Source organism: Pseudomonas lini (assembly GCF_030812475.1).
Classification (GTDB): domain Bacteria; phylum Pseudomonadota; class Gammaproteobacteria; order Pseudomonadales; family Pseudomonadaceae; genus Aquipseudomonas; species Aquipseudomonas lini_A.
Map to the genome: position 1 here is coordinate 94,618 of NZ_JAUSSR010000016.1, position 22,501 is coordinate 117,118.

The 22,501-nt window shown below is 60.2% G+C and carries 19 protein-coding genes and 1 riboswitch; of the genes, 8 read left to right on the forward strand and 11 right to left on the reverse strand.

Features of this window, described 5'->3' with window-relative positions:
• The first annotated feature begins 105 nt into the window (after positions 1 to 105).
• The 3 genes from J2W17_RS26415 to J2W17_RS26430 all read left to right on the forward strand — a co-directional run bounded on the left by J2W17_RS26415 (position 106) and on the right by J2W17_RS26430 (position 3,941).
• Positions 106 to 1,869, forward strand: coding sequence for a flavin monoamine oxidase family protein (locus tag J2W17_RS26415; protein WP_307341671.1), 1,764 nt, complete (start codon positions 106 to 108; stop codon positions 1,867 to 1,869).
• 894 nt (positions 1,870 to 2,763) lie between these two features.
• Positions 2,764 to 3,315 carry a cytochrome b gene (locus tag J2W17_RS26425; protein ID WP_307341674.1) on the forward strand — a complete coding sequence of 184 codons (552 nt, stop codon included), beginning with the start codon at positions 2,764 to 2,766 and terminating at the stop codon, positions 3,313 to 3,315.
• Between the two features lie 32 nt (positions 3,316 to 3,347).
• The gene (locus J2W17_RS26430) at positions 3,348 to 3,941 is read left to right on the forward strand and encodes a YceI family protein (RefSeq protein ID WP_307341676.1); all 594 of its coding nucleotides are present in this window, start codon (positions 3,348 to 3,350) and stop codon (positions 3,939 to 3,941) included.
• Between the two features lie 276 nt (positions 3,942 to 4,217).
• Here J2W17_RS26430 and J2W17_RS26435 read toward each other — a convergent pair whose 3' ends face one another.
• The 5 genes from J2W17_RS26435 to ahcY form a co-directional block, all read right to left on the reverse strand.
• Positions 4,218 to 6,092, reverse strand: coding sequence for a DEAD/DEAH box helicase (locus J2W17_RS26435; protein WP_307341679.1), 1,875 nt, complete (start codon positions 6,090 to 6,092; stop codon positions 4,218 to 4,220).
• Positions 6,093 to 6,313: 221 nt separating this feature from the next.
• Complete coding sequence (locus J2W17_RS26440; protein WP_307341682.1) at positions 6,314 to 7,129, reverse strand: substrate-binding periplasmic protein; 816 nt, start codon at positions 7,127 to 7,129, stop codon at positions 6,314 to 6,316.
• Positions 7,130 to 7,217: 88 nt separating this feature from the next.
• Positions 7,218 to 8,297, reverse strand: a complete 1,080-nt coding sequence (locus J2W17_RS26445; protein ID WP_307341686.1) for a hypothetical protein — start codon at positions 8,295 to 8,297, stop codon at positions 7,218 to 7,220.
• Positions 8,298 to 8,372: 75 nt separating this feature from the next.
• Entirely contained in the window at positions 8,373 to 9,218 is an 846-nt protein-coding gene (metF, locus tag J2W17_RS26450; RefSeq protein WP_307341689.1) for a methylenetetrahydrofolate reductase [NAD(P)H], read from the reverse strand.
• 201 nt (positions 9,219 to 9,419) lie between these two features.
• On the reverse strand, positions 9,420 to 10,829 hold the full coding sequence (gene ahcY / locus J2W17_RS26455; protein WP_307341692.1) for an adenosylhomocysteinase: 1,410 nt from the start codon (positions 10,827 to 10,829) through the stop codon (positions 9,420 to 9,422).
• 23 nt (positions 10,830 to 10,852) lie between these two features.
• Positions 10,853 to 10,951, reverse strand: a riboswitch (S-adenosyl-L-homocysteine riboswitch).
• A gap of 198 nt (positions 10,952 to 11,149) precedes the next feature.
• Here ahcY and J2W17_RS26460 point away from each other — a divergent pair.
• A complete protein-coding gene (locus tag J2W17_RS26460; protein ID WP_307341695.1) occupies positions 11,150 to 11,548 on the forward strand; it encodes an acyl-CoA thioesterase in 399 nt (132 codons plus the stop codon).
• A 266-nt stretch (positions 11,549 to 11,814) separates the two neighbouring features.
• Positions 11,815 to 12,702: a formate/nitrite transporter family protein gene (locus J2W17_RS26465; protein ID WP_307341699.1), complete on the forward strand. Its 888-nt coding sequence runs from the start codon at positions 11,815 to 11,817 to the stop codon at positions 12,700 to 12,702.
• Here the strand turns inward: J2W17_RS26465 and J2W17_RS26470 are convergent, their stop codons facing one another.
• Positions 12,703 to 13,968 carry a cation:proton antiporter gene (locus J2W17_RS26470; protein WP_307341702.1) on the reverse strand — a complete coding sequence of 422 codons (1,266 nt, stop codon included), beginning with the start codon at positions 13,966 to 13,968 and terminating at the stop codon, positions 12,703 to 12,705.
• Between the two features lie 189 nt (positions 13,969 to 14,157).
• On the reverse strand, positions 14,158 to 15,327 hold the full coding sequence (locus tag J2W17_RS26475; protein ID WP_307341707.1) for an MFS transporter: 1,170 nt from the start codon (positions 15,325 to 15,327) through the stop codon (positions 14,158 to 14,160).
• 330 nt (positions 15,328 to 15,657) lie between these two features.
• Between J2W17_RS26475 and J2W17_RS26480 the strand changes: the two genes are divergently transcribed.
• Positions 15,658 to 16,491, forward strand: a complete 834-nt coding sequence (locus J2W17_RS26480) for an EamA family transporter (protein ID WP_154995413.1) — start codon at positions 15,658 to 15,660, stop codon at positions 16,489 to 16,491.
• Between the two features lie 56 nt (positions 16,492 to 16,547).
• Positions 16,548 to 16,931 carry an MAPEG family protein gene (locus tag J2W17_RS26485; RefSeq protein WP_307341712.1) on the forward strand — a complete coding sequence of 128 codons (384 nt, stop codon included), beginning with the start codon at positions 16,548 to 16,550 and terminating at the stop codon, positions 16,929 to 16,931.
• Positions 16,932 to 17,047: 116 nt separating this feature from the next.
• Here J2W17_RS26485 and mltA read toward each other — a convergent pair whose 3' ends face one another.
• On the reverse strand, positions 17,048 to 18,220 hold the full coding sequence (gene mltA / locus J2W17_RS26490) for a murein transglycosylase A (protein WP_307341715.1): 1,173 nt from the start codon (positions 18,218 to 18,220) through the stop codon (positions 17,048 to 17,050).
• Positions 18,221 to 18,348: 128 nt separating this feature from the next.
• On the opposite strand from mltA, the gene J2W17_RS26495 reads away from it, so the two are divergent.
• Entirely contained in the window at positions 18,349 to 18,798 is a 450-nt protein-coding gene (locus tag J2W17_RS26495; RefSeq protein ID WP_307341717.1) for a c-type cytochrome, read from the forward strand.
• Positions 18,799 to 18,960: 162 nt separating this feature from the next.
• On the opposite strand, the gene J2W17_RS26500 is transcribed toward J2W17_RS26495, so the two are convergent.
• The 3 genes from J2W17_RS26500 to metK form a co-directional block, all read right to left on the reverse strand.
• Entirely contained in the window at positions 18,961 to 19,356 is a 396-nt protein-coding gene (locus J2W17_RS26500; protein ID WP_154852117.1) for a DUF1090 domain-containing protein, read from the reverse strand.
• Positions 19,357 to 19,453: 97 nt separating this feature from the next.
• Entirely contained in the window at positions 19,454 to 21,133 is a 1,680-nt protein-coding gene (gene ligB / locus J2W17_RS26505) for an NAD-dependent DNA ligase LigB (RefSeq protein WP_307341721.1), read from the reverse strand.
• A gap of 160 nt (positions 21,134 to 21,293) precedes the next feature.
• Entirely contained in the window at positions 21,294 to 22,484 is a 1,191-nt protein-coding gene (metK, locus tag J2W17_RS26510) for a methionine adenosyltransferase (RefSeq protein ID WP_064680209.1), read from the reverse strand.
• Positions 22,485 to 22,501 lie beyond the last annotated feature (17 nt).

Consider the following 22,501-nt stretch of genomic DNA (forward strand, 5'->3'; position numbering starts at 1 on the left):
AGACGTCAGTGGCGGCGTTTTGATGGCTGACGTATTCTTCGCGGTTCTTTGGGTCCCCTGACTCGTAAAACCGCTATTTCCTCGTATATTTCCGGAGTTCTCTGAATGTCTGCTGGTTGGCTGCGCGCCTGTGCGCTGGTGATGTTGGGGCTGTTCAGCGTGTCCGCGCTGGCCAAGGATAAAACGGCAATCGTGATCGGCGGCGGCCTGTCGGGCCTTACGGCCGCTTATGAGCTGCAGAACAAAGGCTGGCAGGTCACGTTGCTGGAAGCCAAGCCGAGCCTGGGCGGCCGCTCCGGCATGGCCACCAGCGAGTGGATCGGCAACGACAAGACTCAGCCGGTGCTGAACAAGTACGTCTCGACCTTCAAGCTGGGCATCACGCCAGCCCCTGAATTCGTGCGCACGCCGGGCTACCTGATCGACGGCGTGTATTACACCGCGGCCGACCTGGCCACCAAGGACCCGACCACCGCCGACGCGCTCAAACGCTACGAAAAGACTCTGGACGATCTGGCGCGTTCGATCGAAGACCCGCAGAACCCGGCGGCAAACAGCACGCTGCATGCCCTGGATCAGATCAACGTTTCCAACTGGCTCGATCGGCTGACGTTGCCAGCGACCGCCCGTCAGCTGGTCAACCAGCAGATCCGTACCCGCTATGACGAGCCTTCGCGCCTGTCGCTGCTGTACTTCGCCCAGCAGAGCCGGGTGTACCGTGGCATCTCCGACCGAGACCTGCGCGCGTCGCGCCTGCTCGGTGGCAGCCCGGTATTGGCCCAGGCTTTCGTCAAGCAACTGAAAACCATCAAGACCAGCGCCCCGGTCTCGGCGATTATCCAGGACAAGGACGGCGTGACCGTCAAAGTCGGCAGCGTCGGTTATCAGGCTGATTACGTCGTCGTGGCCGTGCCGTTGCGCGCCCTGAACAAGATCCAGATGACCCCGGCGCTGGATGCCCAGCACCTGGCCGCCATTAAAGGCACCAACTACGGCTGGCGCGACCAGATCCTGCTCAAGTTCAAGACGCCAGTGTGGGAAAGCAAGGCGCGCATGTCTGGCGAAATCTACAGCAACACCGGTCTGGGCATGTTGTGGGTCGAGCCGGCGCTGAAGGGTGGCGCCAACGTGGTGATCAACCTGTCCGGCGACAACGCCCGCGTCATGCAGGCCTTCGGCGACAAGCAGATGGCCGATCAGGTATTGATCCGCCTGCACGCTTTTTATCCACAGGCGCGCGGATCGTTCACCGGTTATGAAATCCGTCGCTACAGCACCGACCCGTCGATGGGCGGCGCTTACCTGGCCTTCGGTCCGGGACAGATCAGCAAGTACTGGCGCCTGTGGGAGCGTCCGATCCAGCGAGTAGCCTTCGCTGGCGAACACACGGACACCTTGTACCCGGGCACCCTGGAAGGTGCCTTGCGCACGGGGCAGCGTGCGGCCAGCCAGGTTGAAGACCTGGCGGCGGGCAAATCCTTCGAGCCTGCGAAGGTTGTTCCGGCAGCGACCGCCGTGGCGGCTGGTGCAGTGGCGGCGAAGAAGGGCAACTTCTTCAGTAACCTGTTTGGTGGTTCGGATGACAAACCTGCACCGGTAAAAGCGCCAGTGCCAGTGGCTCCGGTTGCTCCGGCACCGGTTCCAGCGCCAGTTCCGGCTCCTGCGCCTGCTGCGGTTGAAGCACCAAAACCGGCGGCACCAGTGAAAGCCGAACCGGCCAAAAAAGCGCCGGCCAAAGCCCCGGCGAAGAAACCGGCAGCCAAGACCGAGGCGAAAAAAGCACCGGCCAAGGCACCAGCGAAAAAGGCCGAACTGGCAAAGAAGCCAGCGGCCAAACCGGCGACGACCACTGAGGCTAAGGCTCAGTAACGTTCAGGCGTAAAAAAGCGCGGCTTGAGGGCCTAATGCCGGTTAGTTGAGGAAATTGTAGGAGCGAGCTTGCTCGCGATGGTCGTTAACGATAACGCGTGTTTGCTGGTTAAACGCGGCGCTCTTGAGTCCATCGCGAGCAAGCTCGCTCCTACAGGGGCAGCATTCGCGCAATCCACGATCCGGGTCCTACACGCCTCAGCGATTTATCAGATGCTTCCCACAAAGGAATCAGATCGAAATGATAGATAGTGCCTGATCTTAAATTCTATGTTCTTCAAAAAACTGGAGAGCATCATGAAAGCACTGGCAGCAACAATAATATTGATAGCCGTATCTGGTTGTGCAGATGGTCGTCCAATGACAACAAATCATGGCACTGAACTAGCCCACAAATGCCAGATAGATCCGTACCACCATGATTGCTTGCAGCCCCCTTCAGTCCTCCATAATTAATGCGGTGACGGCCAAGCCGGTCAGAAGGCTTTAGCCGCTGAGGCATGCCAGTCAGTGAAGCGAATGCGGCACCTGTAGGAGCAAGCTTGCTCGCGATGGTCGTTAACGATAACGCGTGTTTGCTGGTTAAACGCGGCGCTCTTGAGTCCATCGCGAGCAAGCTAGCTCCTACAGGGTTCTGTGGTGGACACCAATCTTGTGTTCACGCTGATCCACTGTGGGAGCGAGACCGGCTTGCCGGCGAAGGGGCTCGCACAGGCGCCGCTTTAAAATCCCGCCAGCCACTAACATCCGGCCACAAATTCGCCTTTAATCCTTCCTTAACTCACCTGTTTCATACTCTTCATCGTATTTCTCGATATTTCAAAGCGAAATTTTCCGCTTTAAATCGATAGATAACTCGATAGTCTTGATCGCAGTTCTTACAGGATTTGGGCAATGCAGCTACGTAACTCGTCTTCGCGCTACGGTTGGGTCAGCATCTTCATGCACTGGGCAGTGGCGCTGGCCGTCTTCGGCCTGTTTGCGATGGGCTTGTGGATGGTCGGTCTCGACTACTACGACACCTGGCGCAAAGACGCGCCGGACCTGCACAAGAGCATTGGCCTGGTGCTGTTGGCCGTGATGCTGCTACGGGTGTTGTGGCGTTTTATCAGCCCACCGCCGCCGGCATTGCAAAGCTACAGCCGGATGACGCGCATCGGCGCCAGCTTCGGCCATGGGTTTCTCTACCTCAGTCTGTTTGCAGTGATGATTGCCGGTTACCTGATTTCCACCGCAGACGGTGTCGGGATCCCGGTGTTTGGCCTGTTTGAAGTTCCTGCGCTGGTGTCCGGACTACCGGACCAGGCAGACACCGCCGGTGTGATTCATTTCTATCTGGCGTGGGTGCTGGTAATTTTTTCCGGCCTCCATGCGTTGGCAGCATTGAAGCACCACTTTATCGATCGTGATGCGACCCTGACACGAATGCTGGGCCGCAAAGCTTGAAGTTTAACCTCGACTCCAAAGGAATAGAAAGCATGTTGAAAAAGTCGCTCGCCGCTCTGGCAATCGGTTCCGCTCTGCTGTCCGCAAACGTAATGGCTGCCGACTATGTTGTCGACAAGGAAGGCCAGCACGCCTTCGTCGACTTCAAGATCAGCCACCTGGGTTACAGCTACATCACCGGTACCTTCAAGGATATCGACGGCAAGTTCAGCTTCGACGCTGCCAAGCCGGAAGACAGCAAGATCGAGTTCAACGTGAACACCGCCAGCGTGTTCACCAACCATGCCGAGCGCGACAAGCACATCGCCAGCGGCGATTTCCTGAACGCGAGCAAATTCGGCAAAGCCACGTTTGTTTCCACCGGCGTCAAAACCACAGGTAAAAACGCTGCGGGTAAAGACACTGCTGACGTGGCGGGTGATCTGACCATCGCCGGTGTGACCAAGCCGATCGTGGTCAAGGCCACTTTCCTGGGTGAAGGCAAGGATCCATGGGGCGGCTACCGTGCCGGCTTCGAAGGCACCACCAGCATCAAGCGTTCGGACTTCGGCAAGCAGAAAGATCTGGGCGCACAGTCCGATGCAGTCGAGCTGTACGTTTCGTTTGAAGGTGTGAAAGCGAAGTAACATTCGCGCCTGACACAAAAACGCCCCCGATCTCGCGATCGGGGGCGTTTTTTATTGCCTGGCGCAATCCGCATGGCCACCGCAAATCCACTGTGGGAGCGGGCTTGCTCGCGAATGCGGTTGAACATTCAACATTGATGTCGACTGACCCGCCGCCTTTGCGAGCAAGCCCGCTCCCACATTTGATCTTTGGTGGATTCAATATTTGTGCCTACCCTAGAAAACAAAAATGCCCCGGATCGTGAAATCCGGGGCATTTTTTATGGCAGCGTTACATCAGCGATTGCGTGTCAGCAACGCTGGTTTCTCGCCGCGCGGACGGCCTGGCAGTTGATCAAGTTGCTCAGGTGTCGGGAAACGATCGGTTTTCGACTCCTTGTGAATGATCTTCGGCGCTGGACCGCGAGGGTTTTGCACGGCCGGTTCCGAGAGCGGCTTGTCGTCGCTACGGGCCGGGCGGCGGTTGCGGGACTCTTCGCGACGGGCCTGGCCGTCACGTGGAGCGCCATTGCGCGGGCCGCTGCGCTTGGCCGGTGGCGTACCGGTGGTGGCGCCGTCGCTGCTGCGCGGACCGCTCGGGCGACTTTGTGGCTTGCCGCCGCGCGGAGCGCCTGCGCCAGCTGCCGCGCCTGGTGCCGGAGCACCCGGACGACGGCCGCGGCCTTGGGCCGGTTTGGCTTGAGGCACGTAGTCGACGCGATTGCCGAAATTATCGATATCGTCGTCCAGGAACTCGTCCGGAGCACGATCAGCGGCGGCGCGGGGGGCCGGGCGCTGCTGTTCGCGGGCCGGGGTGCCTTCGCGTGGCTTTTGTTCACGGGCCGGACGCTCGCCACGGCCAGCGGCCGCAGGTTTTTCCTTGCCGCCCTTGTCCTTGCCTTTGTCTTTACGACCGCCGCCACCGCCAGTGCCGTTCGGACCGTCGCCGCGCGGGCCACGTGGATTGCGCGGGTTACGCACGTCCGGACGCTCGCGCACTTCAGGTTTCTCGGCTTCCACCGCGCTGGAATCGAAGCCCATCAGGTCGCCGTCGGCGATTTTCTGCCGGGTCATGCGCTCGATGCTTTTCAGCAGTTTTTCTTCGTCCGGGGCCACCAGCGAGATCGCCTCGCCCGAGCGACCGGCACGGCCAGTACGGCCGATACGGTGCACGTAGTCTTCGTCGACGTTCGGCAGTTCGAAGTTGACCACGTGTGGCAACTGGTCGATATCGAGGCCGCGCGCGGCGATGTCGGTGGCGACCAGGATCCGCACTTCGCCGGCCTTGAAGTCGGCCAGGGCTTTGGTGCGGGCGTTCTGGCTCTTGTTACCGTGGATGGCGACGGCGGTGAGACCGTGTTTGTCCAGGTATTCGGCCAGACGGTTGGCGCCGTGCTTGGTGCGAGTGAACACCAGCACCTGTTCCCAGGCGCCAGCGGTGATCAAGTGCGCCAGCAATGAACGCTTGTGATTGGCTGGCAGGCGGAACACGCGCTGTTCGATCCGCTCGACCGTGGTGTTCGGCGGCGTGACTTCGATGCGTTCGGGATTGTGCAGCAGCTTGCCGGCGAGGTCCGTGATGTCTTTGGAGAAGGTCGCCGAGAACAGCAGGTTCTGACGTTTGCTCGGCAGGCGGGCCAGGACCTTCTTCACGTCATGGACAAAGCCCATGTCGAGCATGCGGTCGGCTTCGTCCAGTACGAGGATTTCCACGTGGGACAGATCGACACTGCCTTGGCCGGCGAGGTCGAGCAGGCGGCCGGGGCAGGCCACCAGCACGTCGACACCGCGGGACATGGCCTGAACCTGCGGGTTCATGCCGACGCCGCCGAAGATGCAGGCGCTGACGAACTTCAGGTCACGGGCATAGACCTTGAAACTTTCGTGCACCTGGGCCGCGAGTTCGCGGGTAGGGGTCAGGACCAGCACGCGCGGTTGACGCGGGCCGTGACGCTGGGACTTGTCCGGATGACCGTTGGGGAACAGCCGTTCCAGGATCGGAAGGGCGAAGCCGCCGGTTTTACCAGTACCTGTCTGTGCCGCGACCATCAGGTCGCGACCTTGCAACACGGCGGGAATGGCCCGCTGTTGCACCGGAGTAGGCTCGGTATAGCCCGCTGCCTCGATGGCGCGGACTAAAGCCTCGGAGAGACCGAGGGAAGCAAAGGACATGAGTAATCCTGTTTTAGTTAGGGCTTGGCCCAATGGGAGTCTTGCCTGGCGCGAATGGCGTTTAAGGGGACGCAATCCCGTCCGGTCCTGCTGGGCCTCGAAGGCTCATCTGGAGCGCTCGCGCGGGCTGAAAGCTGCGCTGTAGCGGGGTCGAGATGCCTTGAACGAGTCCGAGCGTCCGGGCGTGAGCCTGGCGGGAAGGCCGGAGTATAACAGAGCAATCACTGCGCGCCGCTTTCCTGCTGCTCAACGGTTTTCTTGTGCATGACCGCGGCCTTGACGGCCTTTGCCCCGGTCCCCGGGTCGGCACCATAACGGGCGCTCAATTCAGCGTAGGCGGGCTCGCGCTTGAAGCGCTTGAGCTCGGCGCCGAAGCGCTGTACCAGCAGGTCCATGCCCGCGTTGCGACGCACCGCCAGGAACTGGCTTTGCTGGCTTATGACGACCGGGTTTTCCGTGATCTTGTGGCGAATGTTCAGTTCGTCGAGCAAATGCTGGCCGACGCGGCGGTCAGTGATCAGCAGATCGATCCGTCCGCGCACCAGTTTGCCGAAGTTGGCCTCATGACTCGGTGCCGGCTCCCGGGTGAATAGCGTTGATTCCCGAAAATCCGAGCTGTACAGATACCCTGGCGAGGTGCCGACGGTCAGGCCACGCAATTCTTCCAAGGTCTGAAATGGATGGGGCCGCGCGTTGGCATAGAACATCACGAACTCGACTTCCGAGAGGGGTTCGCCAGGGTAGAGGAGGGTCGCGTCGCGTTCCTCGCTGTGGAAAATATCCAGTGCGCCGTCCGCCTGCCCCTGTTCGAGCATCGACAGGCAGCGTTTCCACGGCAGGAACTGCCAGTCGACTTCTATACCCAGGCGCTTGAAGACAATTGCCGTGGTTTCGTAATCCAGGCCCAGGGCTTTGCCGTTTTCTTCATACACGTATGGCGCCCAGGGTTCTGTGACAATGCGCAGTTTCTCGCCCCGAGCGGCAAAGCTCAGGCAAGTAAAAAGCATGACTGTCAGCAACTGGGAGATAAGGGGCATGGCCTGAGGTTAGTACTCTCAAGGCTTAATGAGAAGCGCTGGCATGCATGTTTAACGCTGACTTTCAGGGATATTGTGCGCAAGGCCTCTATTTGCAAGATGAATTGAGCAAGTGATCGTGAATGGCTTTGCATCGACTGCCCAGAATCAGCCGTACCAGGTCCCTGTCAAACCAGCGTTCGAGCAAGTGCTGAGTGACCGGCTTGCCAAGGCGTTCTTCCTGATTCTGCAGCGCTTTTTCCCACCACACCGGTCCACATGCCTGGTCGAACTCATTGGGGTGCTCATAGCAGCCGTAGAGGATTTCGCGGATGAACTGACGCAGATGTGCAGGCAATGCCAAGGTGATGAGCTTGTAGAGCAATCGCTGGGTCCGAGGTGGGCGCGGCAGGTGCATCGTCACCCGGCGCGTGTCATCCAGTGCCGCCTGGCTTGTCGGGTTCCTGGCGTGTTTGGCCACCCAGGCTTTGACCTTGGCCCTGAACAGCTGCTTGCGGCTCCAGTAATGATGGATCAGGTCCGGACACTTTTTGACCTGCATGCTGCGATAGGCCGCGACCGACAGGCAGAATTCCTCGAGGGTATAAGCCCCCCGTGCCATGGGAAACAATTCGTCGATCAGGGCAATGGAGAGGTCAAGCACTTGAGCGTCCTGCCGATGCAAGCCGATCACGCCGGAATTGAGCAGCATCATCTGATCGTCTGCCAGCCCCCTGTCCGCGAGCGTGGCCGACAGTGCGCTGTAGAGGACATTCTCTTTATTCGTACCGTATCGGGTGTAGTAGTCGTTGCACAGCAGGGTGCCAGGCTGCACGCGATCGAACAATTCAATCGGTGAGCGATGAAAGAAGGTGTCGGTGTCGATCAGCAAGGCGACCGGCGACTCTTCGAGCACTTGGCGCAATGCGACATGCTTGGCTCGAAAATGATAACCGTGGGGTGCGTTCCAGCGTTGACGAGTCGCGTCGTCGAGCGTGCGCACGCGTACCGGCAATCGCGCGTAGGGCTGGGGATTGTCAGTGAATACCTGGATGTCCAGCGCTGCGTGGGGGGGCTCGCGCAACCAGGCCAAGGCACTGGCGATGCTGAACAGCGCTTCCTGATGGTAAGTCTCGGCACCGAATATCAGATAAACAAGCTGCGGACGTGGTGGGGACGGCTCAGTCATGGGGAACAACATTCCATGGGCTGTTGAATGTAAAAGGCCCTCAGAAGAGGGCCTTTGGGTACGACGTGGTCACTGTCAGCGCGGTAGCTTCAAGTTGTTCCACACGGCCAGGCTCGCCTCGGCCTGGTTAAGGGTATAGAAATGTAGGCCCGGTGCCCCGCCCTGCAATAAACGTTCACACATTTCTGTGATGACCTGCTCGCCGAAACGCTGAATGCTTGCCGTATCGTCGGAATAGGCTTCCAGCTGCTTGCGGATCCAGCGCGGGATTTCCGCGCCGCAGGCATCGGAGAAACGTGCGAGCTTGCTGTAGTTGGTGATCGGCATGATGCCCGGCACGATCGGGATGTCCACGCCCAACGCCTGCACTCGCTCGACGAAGTAGAAGTAGCTGTCGGCGTTGAAGAAGTACTGGGTGATCGCACTGTTGGCGCCGGCGTTGGCCTTGCGCACGAAGTTGGTCAGATCGTCTTCGAAGTTGCGCGCTTGCGGGTGCATTTCCGGGTACGCGGCGACTTCGATGTGGAAATGATCGCCGGTTTCTTCACGAATGAAGTCAACCAGGTCATTGGCATGGCGCAATTCACCGCTGGCCATGCCCATGCCCGAAGGCAGGTCACCGCGCAGGGCAACGATACGGGTGATGCCGGCTGACTTGTATTGCTTCAGCAGGCCGCGCAGGTCGTCCTTGCTGTCGCCAACGCAGGACAGATGCGGTGCGGCAGGTATTTTGACTTCGCTTTCGAGCTGCAACACGGTGCTGAGCGTCCGATCACGGGTCGAGCCGCCAGCGCCGTAGGTGCAGGAGAAAAAATCAGGGTTGTACGCGGCCAGCTGACGAGCAGTAGCGAGCAGTTTTTCATGCCCAGCATCGGTCTTCGTAGGGAAGAACTCGAAGCTGTAGCGACGGTCTTGGGACATGGTCATATCCTTGGAAGCGCGTAGGGCGGAGGCTGGCCCCCTGTAGGAGCGAGCTTGCTCGCGAAAAACGTAAGAGCAACGCGTTCATCCAGACAGCACGCGTTATCGTTTACGTCCATCGCGAGCAAGCTCGCTCCTACAGGAGAGCAGGCGACGCGGTGCGCAGGACACACCGCGATCGCCAGCAAAACCTGCGGCGAATCAGTAGCGGTAAGCGTGCGGTTTGAACGGGCCTTCGACCGTCACACCGATGTAGTCGGCTTGAGTCTTGGTCAGTTGAGTCACCACGCCGCCGAAACCGCGGACCATTTCCAGGGCCACTTCCTCGTCGAGTTTCTTCGGCAGTACTTCAACCGTCAGGCGCTCGGCTTTCTGCTCTGGCGACAGGTCGGCGTATTTCTGGCCGAACAGGAAGATCTGCGCCAGAACCTGGTTGGCAAACGAACCGTCCATGATGCGGCTCGGGTGACCGGTGGCGTTGCCCAGGTTAACCAGGCGACCTTCGGCCAGCAGGATCAGGTAGTCGTCGTTCTGGGCGTCGAACGCGCCAGGACCGGTACGGTGAATCTTGTGAACCTGTGGCTTCACTTCTTCCCATGCCCAGTTCTTGCGCATGAAAGCGGTGTCGATTTCGTTGTCGAAGTGGCCGATGTTGCAGACGACAGCGCGCTTCTTCAGGGCTTTGAGCATGTTCGCATCGCAAACATTGACGTTGCCGGTGGTGGTCACGATCAGGTCGATCTTGCCCAGCAGCGCTTTGTCGATGCTTGCTTCGGTACCGTTGTTGATACCGTCGATGAATGGCGATACCAGCTCGTAGCCGTCCATGCAGGCTTGCATGGCGCAGATCGGGTCGACTTCGGACACCTTGACGATCATGCCTTCCTGACGCAGGGACTGGGCCGAGCCCTTGCCTACGTCACCGTAACCGATGACCAGCGCTTGCTTGCCGGACAGCAGGTGGTCGGTGCCGCGCTTGATCGCGTCGTTCAGGCTGTGACGGCAGCCGTACTTGTTGTCGTTCTTGCTCTTGGTCACCGAGTCGTTGACATTGATGGCCGGGATTTTCAGCTCGCCCTTGGCCAGCATGTCCAACAGGCGGTGAACGCCGGTGGTGGTCTCTTCGGTCACGCCGTGGACGCGGTCCAGGATCGCCGGGTATTTCTTGTGCAGCAGCTCGGTCAGGTCGCCGCCGTCGTCGAGGATCATGTTGGCATCCCAAGGCGCGCCATCTTTCAGGATGGTTTGCTCCAGGCACCACTCGTACTCTGCTTCAGTCTCGCCTTTCCAGGCGAACACCGGGATGCCGGCAGCGGCGATCGCGGCAGCGGCCTGATCCTGAGTCGAGAAAATGTTGCAGGACGACCAGCGCACTTCGGCACCCAGGGCAACCAGGGTTTCGATCAGCACGGCAGTCTGAATGGTCATGTGGATGCAGCCGAGGATCTTCGCGCCTTTGAGCGGTTGCTCGACAGAGTACTTGCGGCGCAGACCCATCAGGGCTGGCATTTCGGATTCGGCGATGATGGTTTCGCGACGGCCCCAGGCAGCCAGGGACATGTCGGCGACTTTGTAATCGTTAAAATCTGCAGGCGTGATAACAGCGCTCATGAAGAGCCTCCATTCGTAATGTATGCGAATGGGCGCCGTTGTGCGTTTAGTGTCTGGCCGTGGCCAGGCAACGCCCCATCCGAGCCTGACAGGTCGAACCTGCTGCAGCGCCCCTCGGACAGGTGGCGGGAAAACGGTATCAAGTACAGGTTACCGTTTTGAAACGGTGGCGATTATAGCGGGCTATTCTTATCTTCCAAAGCGTTTCCGTTGATCAATGTCCGAACGGTAATCGAGGCCATAGGCGATGCTCAATAGAGCTCTGGCCCGGGCTCTGCCATGATGGCCGGCATCAATCGGCAAGACGGTCAGGAGTGAACATGAATTTCCACACCCGCAAATGGGTAAAACCTGAAGACCTCAACCCCAACGGCACATTGTTCGGTGGCAGCCTGTTGCGCTGGCTCGACGAAGAAGCGGCGATCTATGCGATTGTCCAGCTGGGCAACCAGCGAGTGGTCACCAAGTACATTTCCGAAATCAACTTCGTCAGCGCCTCGCGCCAGGGCGACATCATCGAACTAGGCATCACCGCCACCGAGTTCGGTCGCACTTCGATCACCCTGAAGTGCGAAGTGCGCAACAAGATCACCCGCAAAAGCATCCTGACGGTGGACAAGATAGTCTTCGTCAACCTGGGTGAAGACGGCTTGCCCGCCCCCCACGGCCAGACCGAGATCAAGTACGTCAAGGATCAGTTCAGGGACAAGGACGAGTAATGCGAGTCCGTAGGAGCTGGCTTGCCAGCGAAGGCGCCATAAGCGTCCCTACAGAAATCCGGGAACCCCCAGAAACCCCAGAACCCCCAGAAACCTAAGAACCTTCAGAACCCTAAGAACCCTCCAGAACCCTAAGAACCCCCAAAAACCGAGTCGCCCCCTTCGCCAGCAAGCCGGCTCCTACAGCCGTTTGTTTATCCGAACACTGAACAGCTCCGCCCCCCGCGTGTCCTAACTACATCGCACGCCACCGGTTCCGGAGCCATATGGACACGCAAAAAGACGGCAAGACCCCGAACCTCTCGGCGCAAGAGAAAAAAGAAGTCGACAAGAGCCAGCCCCCGCGCGCCGCGGTACTGCACGAAATCATCCGCGCCCAGGGCGACCTGGAGCTCGAGCGCAGCGTCGCCGCCCTGTGGTGGTCGGCCCTCGCGGCCGGCCTGACAATGGGGCTGTCGCTGATGGCCATGGGCCTGCTCAATTCACGCCTACCGGACGGCGAAGGCTTCAAGGTGATTGCCAGCTTCGGTTACTGCGCGGGTTTCCTGGCAGTGATTCTCGCCCGTCAGCAGCTTTTCACCGAGAACACGCTGACGGCGGTCCTGCCGGTCATGACCAAACCTTCACTGAACAATTTCGGGCGATTGCTGCGTCTGTGGTCGGTGGTGCTGGTGGGCAACCTGTGCGGCACGATACTGGTGGCTTATGTGATGCTGCACCTGCCGATTTTCGACAGCAAGACTGACCTGGCCTTCCTCGATATCGGCCGCAAGATCATGGAGAACGACGCCAGCCAGATGTTCGCCAAGGGCATCGTGTCAGGCTGGATGATCGCGACCATGGTCTGGATGATCCCGTCCATGGAGAGCGCCAAGATGTGGATCATCATTCTCATCACCTACCTGATGGCGCTGGGGGACTTCACCCACATCGTGGTCGGTTCGGCCGAGGTGTCGTATCTGGTGTTTGCCGGCGAGTTGCCGTGGAAGGACTTCTGGCTGATATTCGCCGGGCCGACGCTGGTGGGCAATATCATTGGTGGCAGCTTTATTTTCGCGCTGATCAGCCATGCGCAGATTCGCAGTGAAAGCGGGCCGCCAAAGGAATCTGCGGATCAAGCCCAGGAACCTGACCCGCAGAAAACCAGGAAGTAATCAGTGATGCCCGGCCTGTGCCACTGGTGCAGGCTCATCACGGGTGACCTGTTTGACCAGCTTGCCGATGCTCAAGCCCTGCAACAGGATCGACGACAGCACCACGATGTAGGTGATGCTCAACAGCAAATCGCGCTCGGGACCCAGCGGCAAGGCCAGGGCCAGCGCCACTGAAACACCGCCACGCAACCCCCCCCAGGTTAGAATCCGGATCGTCCCGCGTGGGACAGTGCGCCAGCGCCGCAACAAGAGGATGGCCGGTGCCACCGTCAGCAGGCGCGACAGCAGAATCGCCAAGGCCAGCAAACTCGCCGCCAGCACATGCAGCCAGTTGAACGGTAGCAGCAACAGCTCCATACCGATCAGGGCGAACAGCAGCGCGTTGAGCATGTCGTCGAGCAACTCCCAGAAACCGTCCAGGTATCTGCGGGTCATGTCGTTCATCGCCAGGTTGCGACCCAGGTTACCGATGATCAGCCCGGCGACCACCATCGCGATCGGCGCGGAAACGTGCAACTCCGACGCCATGGCCGATCCACCGATCACCAGCGCCAGGGTGAGCATGACCTCGATCTGGTGCTGTTCGATGCTCTTGATCATCAGGTACACCAGATAACCGATCAGCCCACCAAACAGCACGCCGCCAATCGCCTCGTGGGCGAACAGCATGGCGGTGGCGCCGAGGGTTGGGGTTTCGCCCAGTTGGGCGATGCCGAGCAGCACGGTGAACACCACGACCGCGGTGCCATCGTTGAACAGCGACTCGCCGACGATGGTGGTTTTCAGTGGCTTGGACGCATTGGCGGTCCGCAGCACACCGAGCACCGCGATCGGATCGGTGGGGGAGATCAGCGCACCGAACAGCAGGCAATAAAGAAAGCTGACGTGCCAGCCAAACAGGGCAAAAATGTAGTAGGCCAGGCTGCCGATCACGACGGTGGCGATCAACACGCCGAAGGTCGCCAGCAGGCCGATCGGCCAGCGGTAGCTGCGCAGGTCATTCAAGTTGACGTGCAGGGCGCCGGCGAACAGCAGGAAGGACAGCATCCAGTTCATCAGCAGATCGCCGAAGTCGATCTGGCCGATCAACTGTTGCACACGTTCTTCCAGGCCCGGATAGCCGATAAAGCTCAGGCCTTGCAGCAGCAGCGAGAATATCAACGCCGTGACCATGACGCCGATGGTCGGGGGCAGGCCGATGAAGCGGAAATTCACATAGGTGAGCAGTGTGGTGAGGCAGATAAACGCAGCGACAAGTTCAAGCATCCGGGGTCCTTGGATGGAGAGGTAGGGGGGAACGGGGTTGTAACATTGGGCAGTTACACCGCGTCAACTTCTTCGCGAGCAAGCCCGCTCCCACATGGGTTTCGGTTGTACCCAGAATCTGTGTTCACTGGAGATCCAATGTGGGAGCGGGCTTGCTCGCGAAAGCAGTGTCCGCCGCGATGCATTTATTCAGCCGGACACATTGACCGCAGCCGCACCGCGACGTTGCAAGTAGATGAAGAAAAGCGCCACCAGCACCGTCAACCCACTGACCAGCGCTCCCGTCCACGGCAGGTCCGCCAGATCCGCCCCACTGGCTACCACCAACCCGCCAATCCATGCGCCCGCCGCATTACCCAGATTGAATGCGCTCTGATTCAGCGTCGAGCCAAGGTTCGGCGCCTCATGCGCCTCATCGATGATCAGCAGTTGCAGGATCGGGCACAGCGCAAACGCGAAAACCCCCCACAACACCAACGTGATCGCCGCCGGAATGACCGAATGGCTGGTCTGGCTGAAAGCCGCCAGGACCACGACTACCGCCAGCGCCATGCCCACCAGCGACGGCAACAAGCGACTGTCCGCCAGTCGCCCGCCGAGCATGCTGCCCGCGGTCAGACCAACCCCGAACAACAGCAGCATGATCGTCACCCCGTGAGGGCTGACGCCGGTGATGTCCTGAAGAATAGGGGCGATATAGGTAAACACGCTGAACAGGCTGGTCGACGCCAGCACGCTCATGCCCAGCGCCAGCAACACATTGACCTTGCCCAATACTTTGAATTCACTGGCCAGGTTGGCCTTGTCCATCGTGATGTCTTTAGGCAGCCAGACCCACTGCGCGATCGCCGCGAGCACGCCGATCACTGACACGACCCAGAAGGTCGAACGCCAGCCGGCGTACTGTCCTAGCGCGGTGCCCAAGGGCACGCCGAGCACGTTGGCCAGGGTCAGGCCGGTAAACATCATGGCAATCGCCTGGGCGCGTTTGTTCGGTGCCACCAACCCGGCCGCGACGACCGAGCCGATGCCAAAGAAGGCACCATGGCACAGCGCAGTGATCACGCGCGCGGCCATCAGCGTGGCGTAGTTCGGCGCCAGGGCGCAGAGGATATTGCCCAGGATGAACATCAGGGTCATGCCCAGCAGCGTCGCTTTGCGCGGCATATTGGCGGTGCCGACCGCGAGGATCGGTGCGCCGAACACCACGCCCAGGGCATAACCGGTGATCAGCAGGCCGGCGTGGGGGATGCTCACGGCAAGGTCGCGGGCGACGTCGGGCAGCAGGCCCATGATGACGAATTCAGTGGTTCCGATGCCGAATGCGGCAACAGCGAGGGCAAGCAAGGCGAGTGGCATGCGCAAGGTCTCTGTGGGTGGTCTTGACGCTTTGATCAGGCATACGCATGCCGATGACCGTTCTCGACGAGAGCGGACGGTGGCAGGAATTATTGGAATTAGTCTGTGCGCAACTGAGTGCGGCGTGGTCGTTTGCAGTATAAACAGCTGCGGACATATGGCGAATCAATTCTCTGCCGGGCCCCTGTAGGAGCTGGCTTGCCAGCGAAAAACGTCAAGGCACCGCGTTTAACCAGAAAACACGCGTTATCGTTGACGACCTTCGCTGCGGTGCGGCGATCCGACAAGCCAGCTCCTACAGGGGGGGCGGGACAACAAAAGGAATGTGCCGTGCTTGCAACGGTTTTGGTGTTAGTGGCGGCGCTGTTGCACGCGGCGTGGAATACTCTGATCAAATTCAGTGCCGAACGCCTGCTGGTGGTGGCCTGCATGGACAGTGTGGCGATGCTCTTCGTCGCGCTAATGCTGCCATTCGTGGAGTGGCCACCCCTGGAACTCTGGCCGTGGATCCTGGCGTCGGCGGCGTTCGAACTGCTCTATCGCTACTTGTTGATCCAGGCTTATCGAGTGGGCGATCTCGGGCTTGTTTATCCCCTGATGCGGGGATTGTCGCCATTGGTGGTGCTGGCACTGACGCTGATCTTTGCCGGCGAGGTGCTGACGAACCAGCAGATTTTCGGAATCCTCTTGATCCCCCTCGGCATGCTTTGCCTGCTATGGCAGGGCGGTGGCGGCGCACGACTGCCGTGGTCGATGCTGCCGGTGGTGGCGTTGATCGGCCTGTGCATCGGCTGCTACACCTTCATCGATGGCCAGGCTTTGCGGCGCTGGTCCCATCCACTGGACTATCTGGTCTGGGTGACGTTGCTCAGCGCCTGGCCATTTCCATTGCTGGCGTTGGTGCGCAAGCGACCGGCGTTCATGTTGTTCTGGCGGGAACAATGGCGACTGGGGTTGGCGGTGGGGTTCTGCGTATTATTCAGCTACGCACTGGTGCTGTGGGCGATGCAACTGGGCTCGATTGCCGAAGCGGCGGCATTGCGTGAGATCAGTGTGATTCTGGTGGTGTTGTTCGGCATGCGTTACCTCAAAGAACCTTTCGGCGGGCCGCGGCTCTTAGCCTGTGGGCTGGTATTGATCGGTATGCTGGTAATGAAATTTTGACTGGCTCACCGTCGACGAAAACATCGACGCACGACACTTGAAGAAGGGATGGCTTTATGACGGTTGCTCTGTGGTGCATTTTGATCGCGTTTTTGCTGCCTTACCTGTGCACGTACGTGGCCAAGATCAGTGGCGGGTTCAGGTTGAAAGACAACCATGATCCCCGGGATTTTCTCGATTCGTTGAATGGATTCGGCCGTCGTGCCTATGCGGCGCAACTGAACGGTTTTGAAGTGACCCCGGCGTTTGCCGCGGCCGTGATCGTGGCGCACCTGGCGGGCAATGCCGAACTGGTGACGATCGACGTGCTGGCGGTGTTGTTCATCACCAGCCGGCTGCTGTACATGATTTGCTACCTGGCGGACTGGGCGATTTTGCGGTCGTTGGTGTGGTTGGTGGGGATGGGGTTGATCGTCGGTTTGTTTGTGGTGTCGGCCTAGAGGCAGGATCAAAAGATCGCAGCCTGCGGCAGCGCCTACGGGGGCCGGTGTCCATCCGCGATATGGCGGTGAATGCGGTCAAATGCAAGAGCTGCCGCAGGATGCGATCTTTGCTTTCAAAGCTTGTCAGCAACCTGCGGCACCTGCGGCAACGCCGCGCCTTTGGGCCACAACATCCAGATCTGCCCCTGCTGTTTCATGTCGCCGGCCAGTTGCCCGGCTGCCTCGCCGGTGCCCCAGAACAGATCCGCCCGCACTTCGCCGGCAATCGCGCCGCCGGTATCCTGTGCAGCCACTGGTCGAACCAAAGCCGAACCGTCCGGTTTGGTGGTTGATAACCACAACAGACTGCCCAACGGGATCACCTTGCGATCCACCGCCGCGCTGTAGCCGGCGGTCAGCGGTACGTTCAGCGAGCCGCGAGGCCCTTCATTGCTGTCTGGATTTTGGGTGAAGAACACGTAGCTTGGGTTGCTGCCGAGCAGTTCCGGAATGCGTGTCGGGTTGGCCTTGGCCCAATTGCTGATGGCGCCCATGGTCACGTCTTCTTTCTTCAGTTCGCCTTGTTCTACGAGCCAACGGCCGATGGGTCGATAGGGATGACCATTCTGGTCCGCGTACGCAATGCGCAACTGCCGGCCACTGTCGAGCTGGATGCGTCCCGAACCCTGGATTTGCAGGAATTGCAGGTTCATCGGATCGGTCAGCCAGGCTACGACCGGTGCCTTGACCCCTTTGGTCTCGATCGTTGCCGCATCGTCGTAGGGCTTGAGCACGCGACCTTCGAGCCGGCCGCGCAGGCGCTTACCCTTCAGCTCCGGATAGAGGCTGTCCAGGGAGACGATGATCATGTCTTCGGGTACGCCGTACACCGGGATATTCGCTACGTCGGTCTGGGTCAGGCTGCCCGGATAGACCGGTTCGTAGTAGCCAGTGATCAAGCCGTTGGGGTTGTCATTGGCCGCGCGCAGGCCATAGACGTCGAGGTTCTGCTTGAGAAACCCGCGAATCTCGCTGGCGGTTTGTGGCACGCCGGCGGCAGCAGCGCAGGTCGAGCCCCAGACCGGGTCGGCCTTGAGTCGGGTGCATGCGCTGCGCCACGAACCGAAGCCGGCCACCAGATCGTTGTCGGACACCACGGGAAGCGCTTCCCAAGTGGCGCTGGAGTAGGTTGCCAGGGCGTGGGTTTTCGGTTTGTCGGGTTCACCACCGGTGCAGCCCGCAAGCACGGCCACCATTGGAAGGGTCCAGGCCAGGCGGTGACACCAGGCCTTGTTACGGCTGTTCATGGAGTAATTCCTTTGCCGGTTGCCTGAGTGCTCCCTGCGCTCATGCAACCCGTATTGATAATAGGGCTATTGGTGTTTGCGGGTGACGCGAGGATACTGGCCGCCGTTTCCAGTGACCTGAAGCCACCATGACTTTTAAAAGACTTTCCATTGTACTGCTGGCCTGCCTGACCTTGTCCGCTTGTGGCGGCGTGGACCCCAACTCGCCGCTGGGCCAGCGCAAGGCGATCTTCAAGCAAATGCTCAAGACCAGTGAAGACCTTGGCGGCATGTTGCGGGGCCGTATTCCATTCGACGGCGAGCGATTCGCTGCCGGTGCGGTGAAACTCGATGCGCTGTCCCGTGAGCCGTGGAAACATTTCCCGCAGGTGCGCGAAGAAGATCACACCAGCGCCAAGGACGATGTCTGGCAGCAGCAGGCACGCTTCCAGGAATTGGCCCGCAGCCTTGAAGCCGCCACCGGCGACCTGGTGATTGCCAGCAAGGTCCAGCCCTACAAGGCCAGTAACCTGGGGCCGGCCGTACAGAAAGTCGAAGATGCGTGCAGTGCTTGCCATAAAGAATTTCGGGATCATTGATCTGATGGTGCTCATGACCGGTCGATCGTTTCGACGCGGGCATGGGCACGGTCGACCTGTAGGAGCTGGCTTGCCAGCGAAGGCGTTTTCATAGGCGCTGCAAGGCTCAAGGCCGCCTTCGCTGCGGTGCGGCGATCCGACAAGCCAGCTCCTACAGGGGGCTCACTTATCCAGTTCGTCGAGCGCTTCCTGCAACTCCTTGCGGGACTCGGCGAGTTTGTCTTTGCGCTTGTTAATCTTCTCTGCATCGCCCTTTTTCATCGCCTTGTCGAGGTCGGCCTGGCGCTGGCTGACCTCGTGCTTGGCGTCGAGCACCTTGTTCTCCCGCTCTTTCTTCAGGGAGGCATCGGTGCAATTGGCGGTGATTTCGCTCAGAGCCGTTTCCAGGCCAGCCTGTTGATCGGCGTTGCCGCGGGATTTGGCCAGTTCGATCTGGTTGATGATGCCCTGCTTCTTGGCGGCGCATCCGGTCAGGCCCGGAGCTTCTTCGGCGGCCATCAGCGGAGCGGCCATCACACTGCATAGGGTCAACAGGGCGAGGGGTGAAAGAAGTTTCATAAAGGCTCCATGTGAAGGCAATCGGGTCGATGTGGCGATGGATCGTTTGAGCCCGCCGGCACCATTGGGTTCCGAGGTGGACGGGCATCAACGGCCGCTAAAAACCGTCGATCCCTGCCACACGTAAAATTTCACTCAGGGCCAGGACCTGCGGGTCACGGAAAAATGCGCTCAATTGCGCTGCGCGTCCCGGACCGATATCGGTTTCGGCCTGCCATTGTTCGGTGTTGCGTTGCGCCAGTTCCTGCCATGAGTCGGCGAGGCGTGCCTGGCCGGTCGGCGGCATGCCCAGGGCCTTGAGCCAGCGGGCGAACGGCCGTTGCCGGGCGATGCTGAAACTGTTCAGCAGACGCGCACTGCTGCGCTCGCCGAAGCCGTCAATGTTAGCAAGCTCTTGGGCATCGAGGGTTAACCAATCCAGCAGTCCGTTCAGATGGCCTGTTTCGAGAAGTTTCTCCCAAGTACCGGTACCGACATGGGGCAAATCCAGCCCCTGTTTACCACCCAGCCAGGCCAGGCGTGCAAGAAACTGGCTTTCGCATCCCGGTGTCGGCTGCCAACAACTGAGCGGATGAAAGTCCGCTGCCCGCGGCACGTTCAATTCAATGCGTTCGGTGCTGCGCAGGACGACACCATCGAGCCTGGGAATGGTCAGGCCCGCCAGGCTGATGGCGACCTGATCGCCGGGCCGGATGTCCATCGCTTCCCAGCGTTGCAGGGAGCTCACACTGACTCGCTTGACCTGCCGGTCATCGAGCCTCAGCGGCGTCAATTCCAGCACCGGCGTGATGCGCCCGGTCCGGCCGACCTTGAAGTCGACCCTGCGCACCTCGGCCAGCGCCTTTGCAAAGGGGTATTTCCAGGCAACGATCCAGTAAGGGGGGTTGGCCCGCCAGCGTTCGGCGGGTGGGCGTTGGTCCTGGCGCAGCACGATGCCATCACTGGCAAAGGGCAGGGGTGAGCGATACCAGTGATCGCGCCAGCGTTGCGCATCGGCGAATGCGTTGATCGGCTGAGTGTAGGGCGCAGTGCTCGCGAACCCCAATTCTTCCAGCGCCGCTATGCGTGCGGGCAGGCTGGCAGGCCCTTGGGGCCAGTCCCAGACAAACAGGCCGACCCCGGCAGCGTGCTCGGCACTCAGTACCTTGCGGGCCATCAGGCCGGCCACGGTGCCGCGGGCACTGAGGCTGCCGGCCTGTGCTTGGACGTGGTCGGTCACGCGCAAATAGAGTTCGCCTTGCACCAGCAGATCCAGCGGCTGTGACAGTTGCTGGGGGATGCCGGCAATCTGGCGCGCCGGGGTGGTCCAGTCCTGGCCGGTGACCCCGTCGCCGCGACTGATCGCCTGGGCCAGCCGTCCTTTGCGGTAGATCAGTGTCACCGCCACACCGTCGACCTTGGGCTGAATCCAGACATCGCTTCGCCCCTTCAACCAGGTGTCGACAGCGTGATCTTCATGGAGCTTTCCCAGGCCGGTATGGACGATGGGGTGAGCGACCGGGCCACCGGCCGTGCGCAACGGTTCGGGGGAGGGCCCGGCGGCGAAGCATTCTCGCCATTTGCCCAGTCGCAAGCGGGATTGATCATAGAGTTCGTCGGCGACCAGCGAGCGGCCTGCGCGATGATAGCTGTCGTCCCAGAGGTCGATTTGTTTTTGCAGTGCGCTGATTTCGGCCTGGGCGCGAGTGGAGGGCCAGTCGGGGCATTCGGTGGCTTGGGTGGTCAGGCATGCACAGGTCAGGATGAAGGCAACAAACGGGCGCAGGCAGGGGAGCATGTTGAGCGTCCTTGCTCATTGGGGTGTTTTCCAGGCTAGCCGGTTTTAAGGCTTTTTGATCACAGGTGTTTTTTCAGCGTGTTTCGAGAAAGGATCTGTCTTCAAATAAAAAGCCCCGCACGGCGAACCGTGCGGGGCTTTCTGTACTGCCAGGAACGTCTTACAGACCGGCAGCCGAACGCAGGGCGTCGACGCGATCGGTTTTTTCCCAGGTGAAGGTGGTGAATGTATCGTCACCCACGGTCTTGGTGTCCGGGGTGCGACCGAAGTGGCCGTACGCAGCGGTTTCCTGATACATCGGGTGCAGCAGGTCGAGCATGGTGGTGATTGCGTAGGGGCGCAGGTCGAACACTTCGCGGACCAGGTTGATGATTTTCTCATCGCTGATCTTGCCGGTGCCGAAGGTGTTCAGCGAGATCGACGTTGGCTGGGCCACACCGATGGCGTAGGACACCTGGATCTCGCAGCGCTCGGCCAGGCCGGCAGCGACGATGTTCTTGGCCACGTAACGACCGGCGTAGGCGGCCGAGCGGTCAACCTTCGATGGATCTTTACCGGAGAACGCACCGCCACCGTGGCGAGCCATGCCGCCGTAGGTGTCGACGATGATCTTGCGACCGGTCAGGCCGCAGTCGCCTACCGGGCCGCCGATGATGAACTGGCCGGTCGGGTTGATGTGGAACTGGGTGTCCTTGTGCAGCAGTTCGGCAGGCAGCACGTGCTTGACGATCAGCTCCATCACGCCTTCGCGCAGGTCTTTGTACGATACTTCAGGGTTGTGCTGGGTCGACAGCACGACCGCGTCGATGCCCACCACCTTGCCGTTTTCGTAACGGCAGGTGACCTGGGACTTGGCATCCGGGCGCAACCACGGCAGCAGGCCGGATTTACGGGCTTCAGCCTGGCGCTGTACCAGCTGGTGAGAGAAGGTGATCGGTGCAGGCATCAGCACGTCGGTTTCGTTGCTGGCGTAGCCGAACATCAGGCCCTGGTCGCCGGCGCCCTGATCTTCAGGCTTGGCCCGGTCGACGCCCTGGTTGATGTCGGGGGATTGCTTGCCGATGATGTTCATCACGCCGCAGGTCGCACCGTCGAACCCGACGTCGGAGCTCGTGTAGCCGATGTCGGTGATGACGTCACGAACGATCTGCTCCAGGTCAACCCAGGCCGAGGTAGTGACTTCACCGGCAATGATTGCAACGCCGGTTTTCACCAGGGTTTCGCACGCCACGCGGGCGAACTTGTCTTCAGCAATGATGGCGTCCAGCACTGCATCGGAAATCTGGTCGGCGATTTTGTCCGGATGTCCTTCAGACACGGACTCGGAGGTGAAGAGGGAGTATTCGCTCATCTCGATTTTTTCCTGAA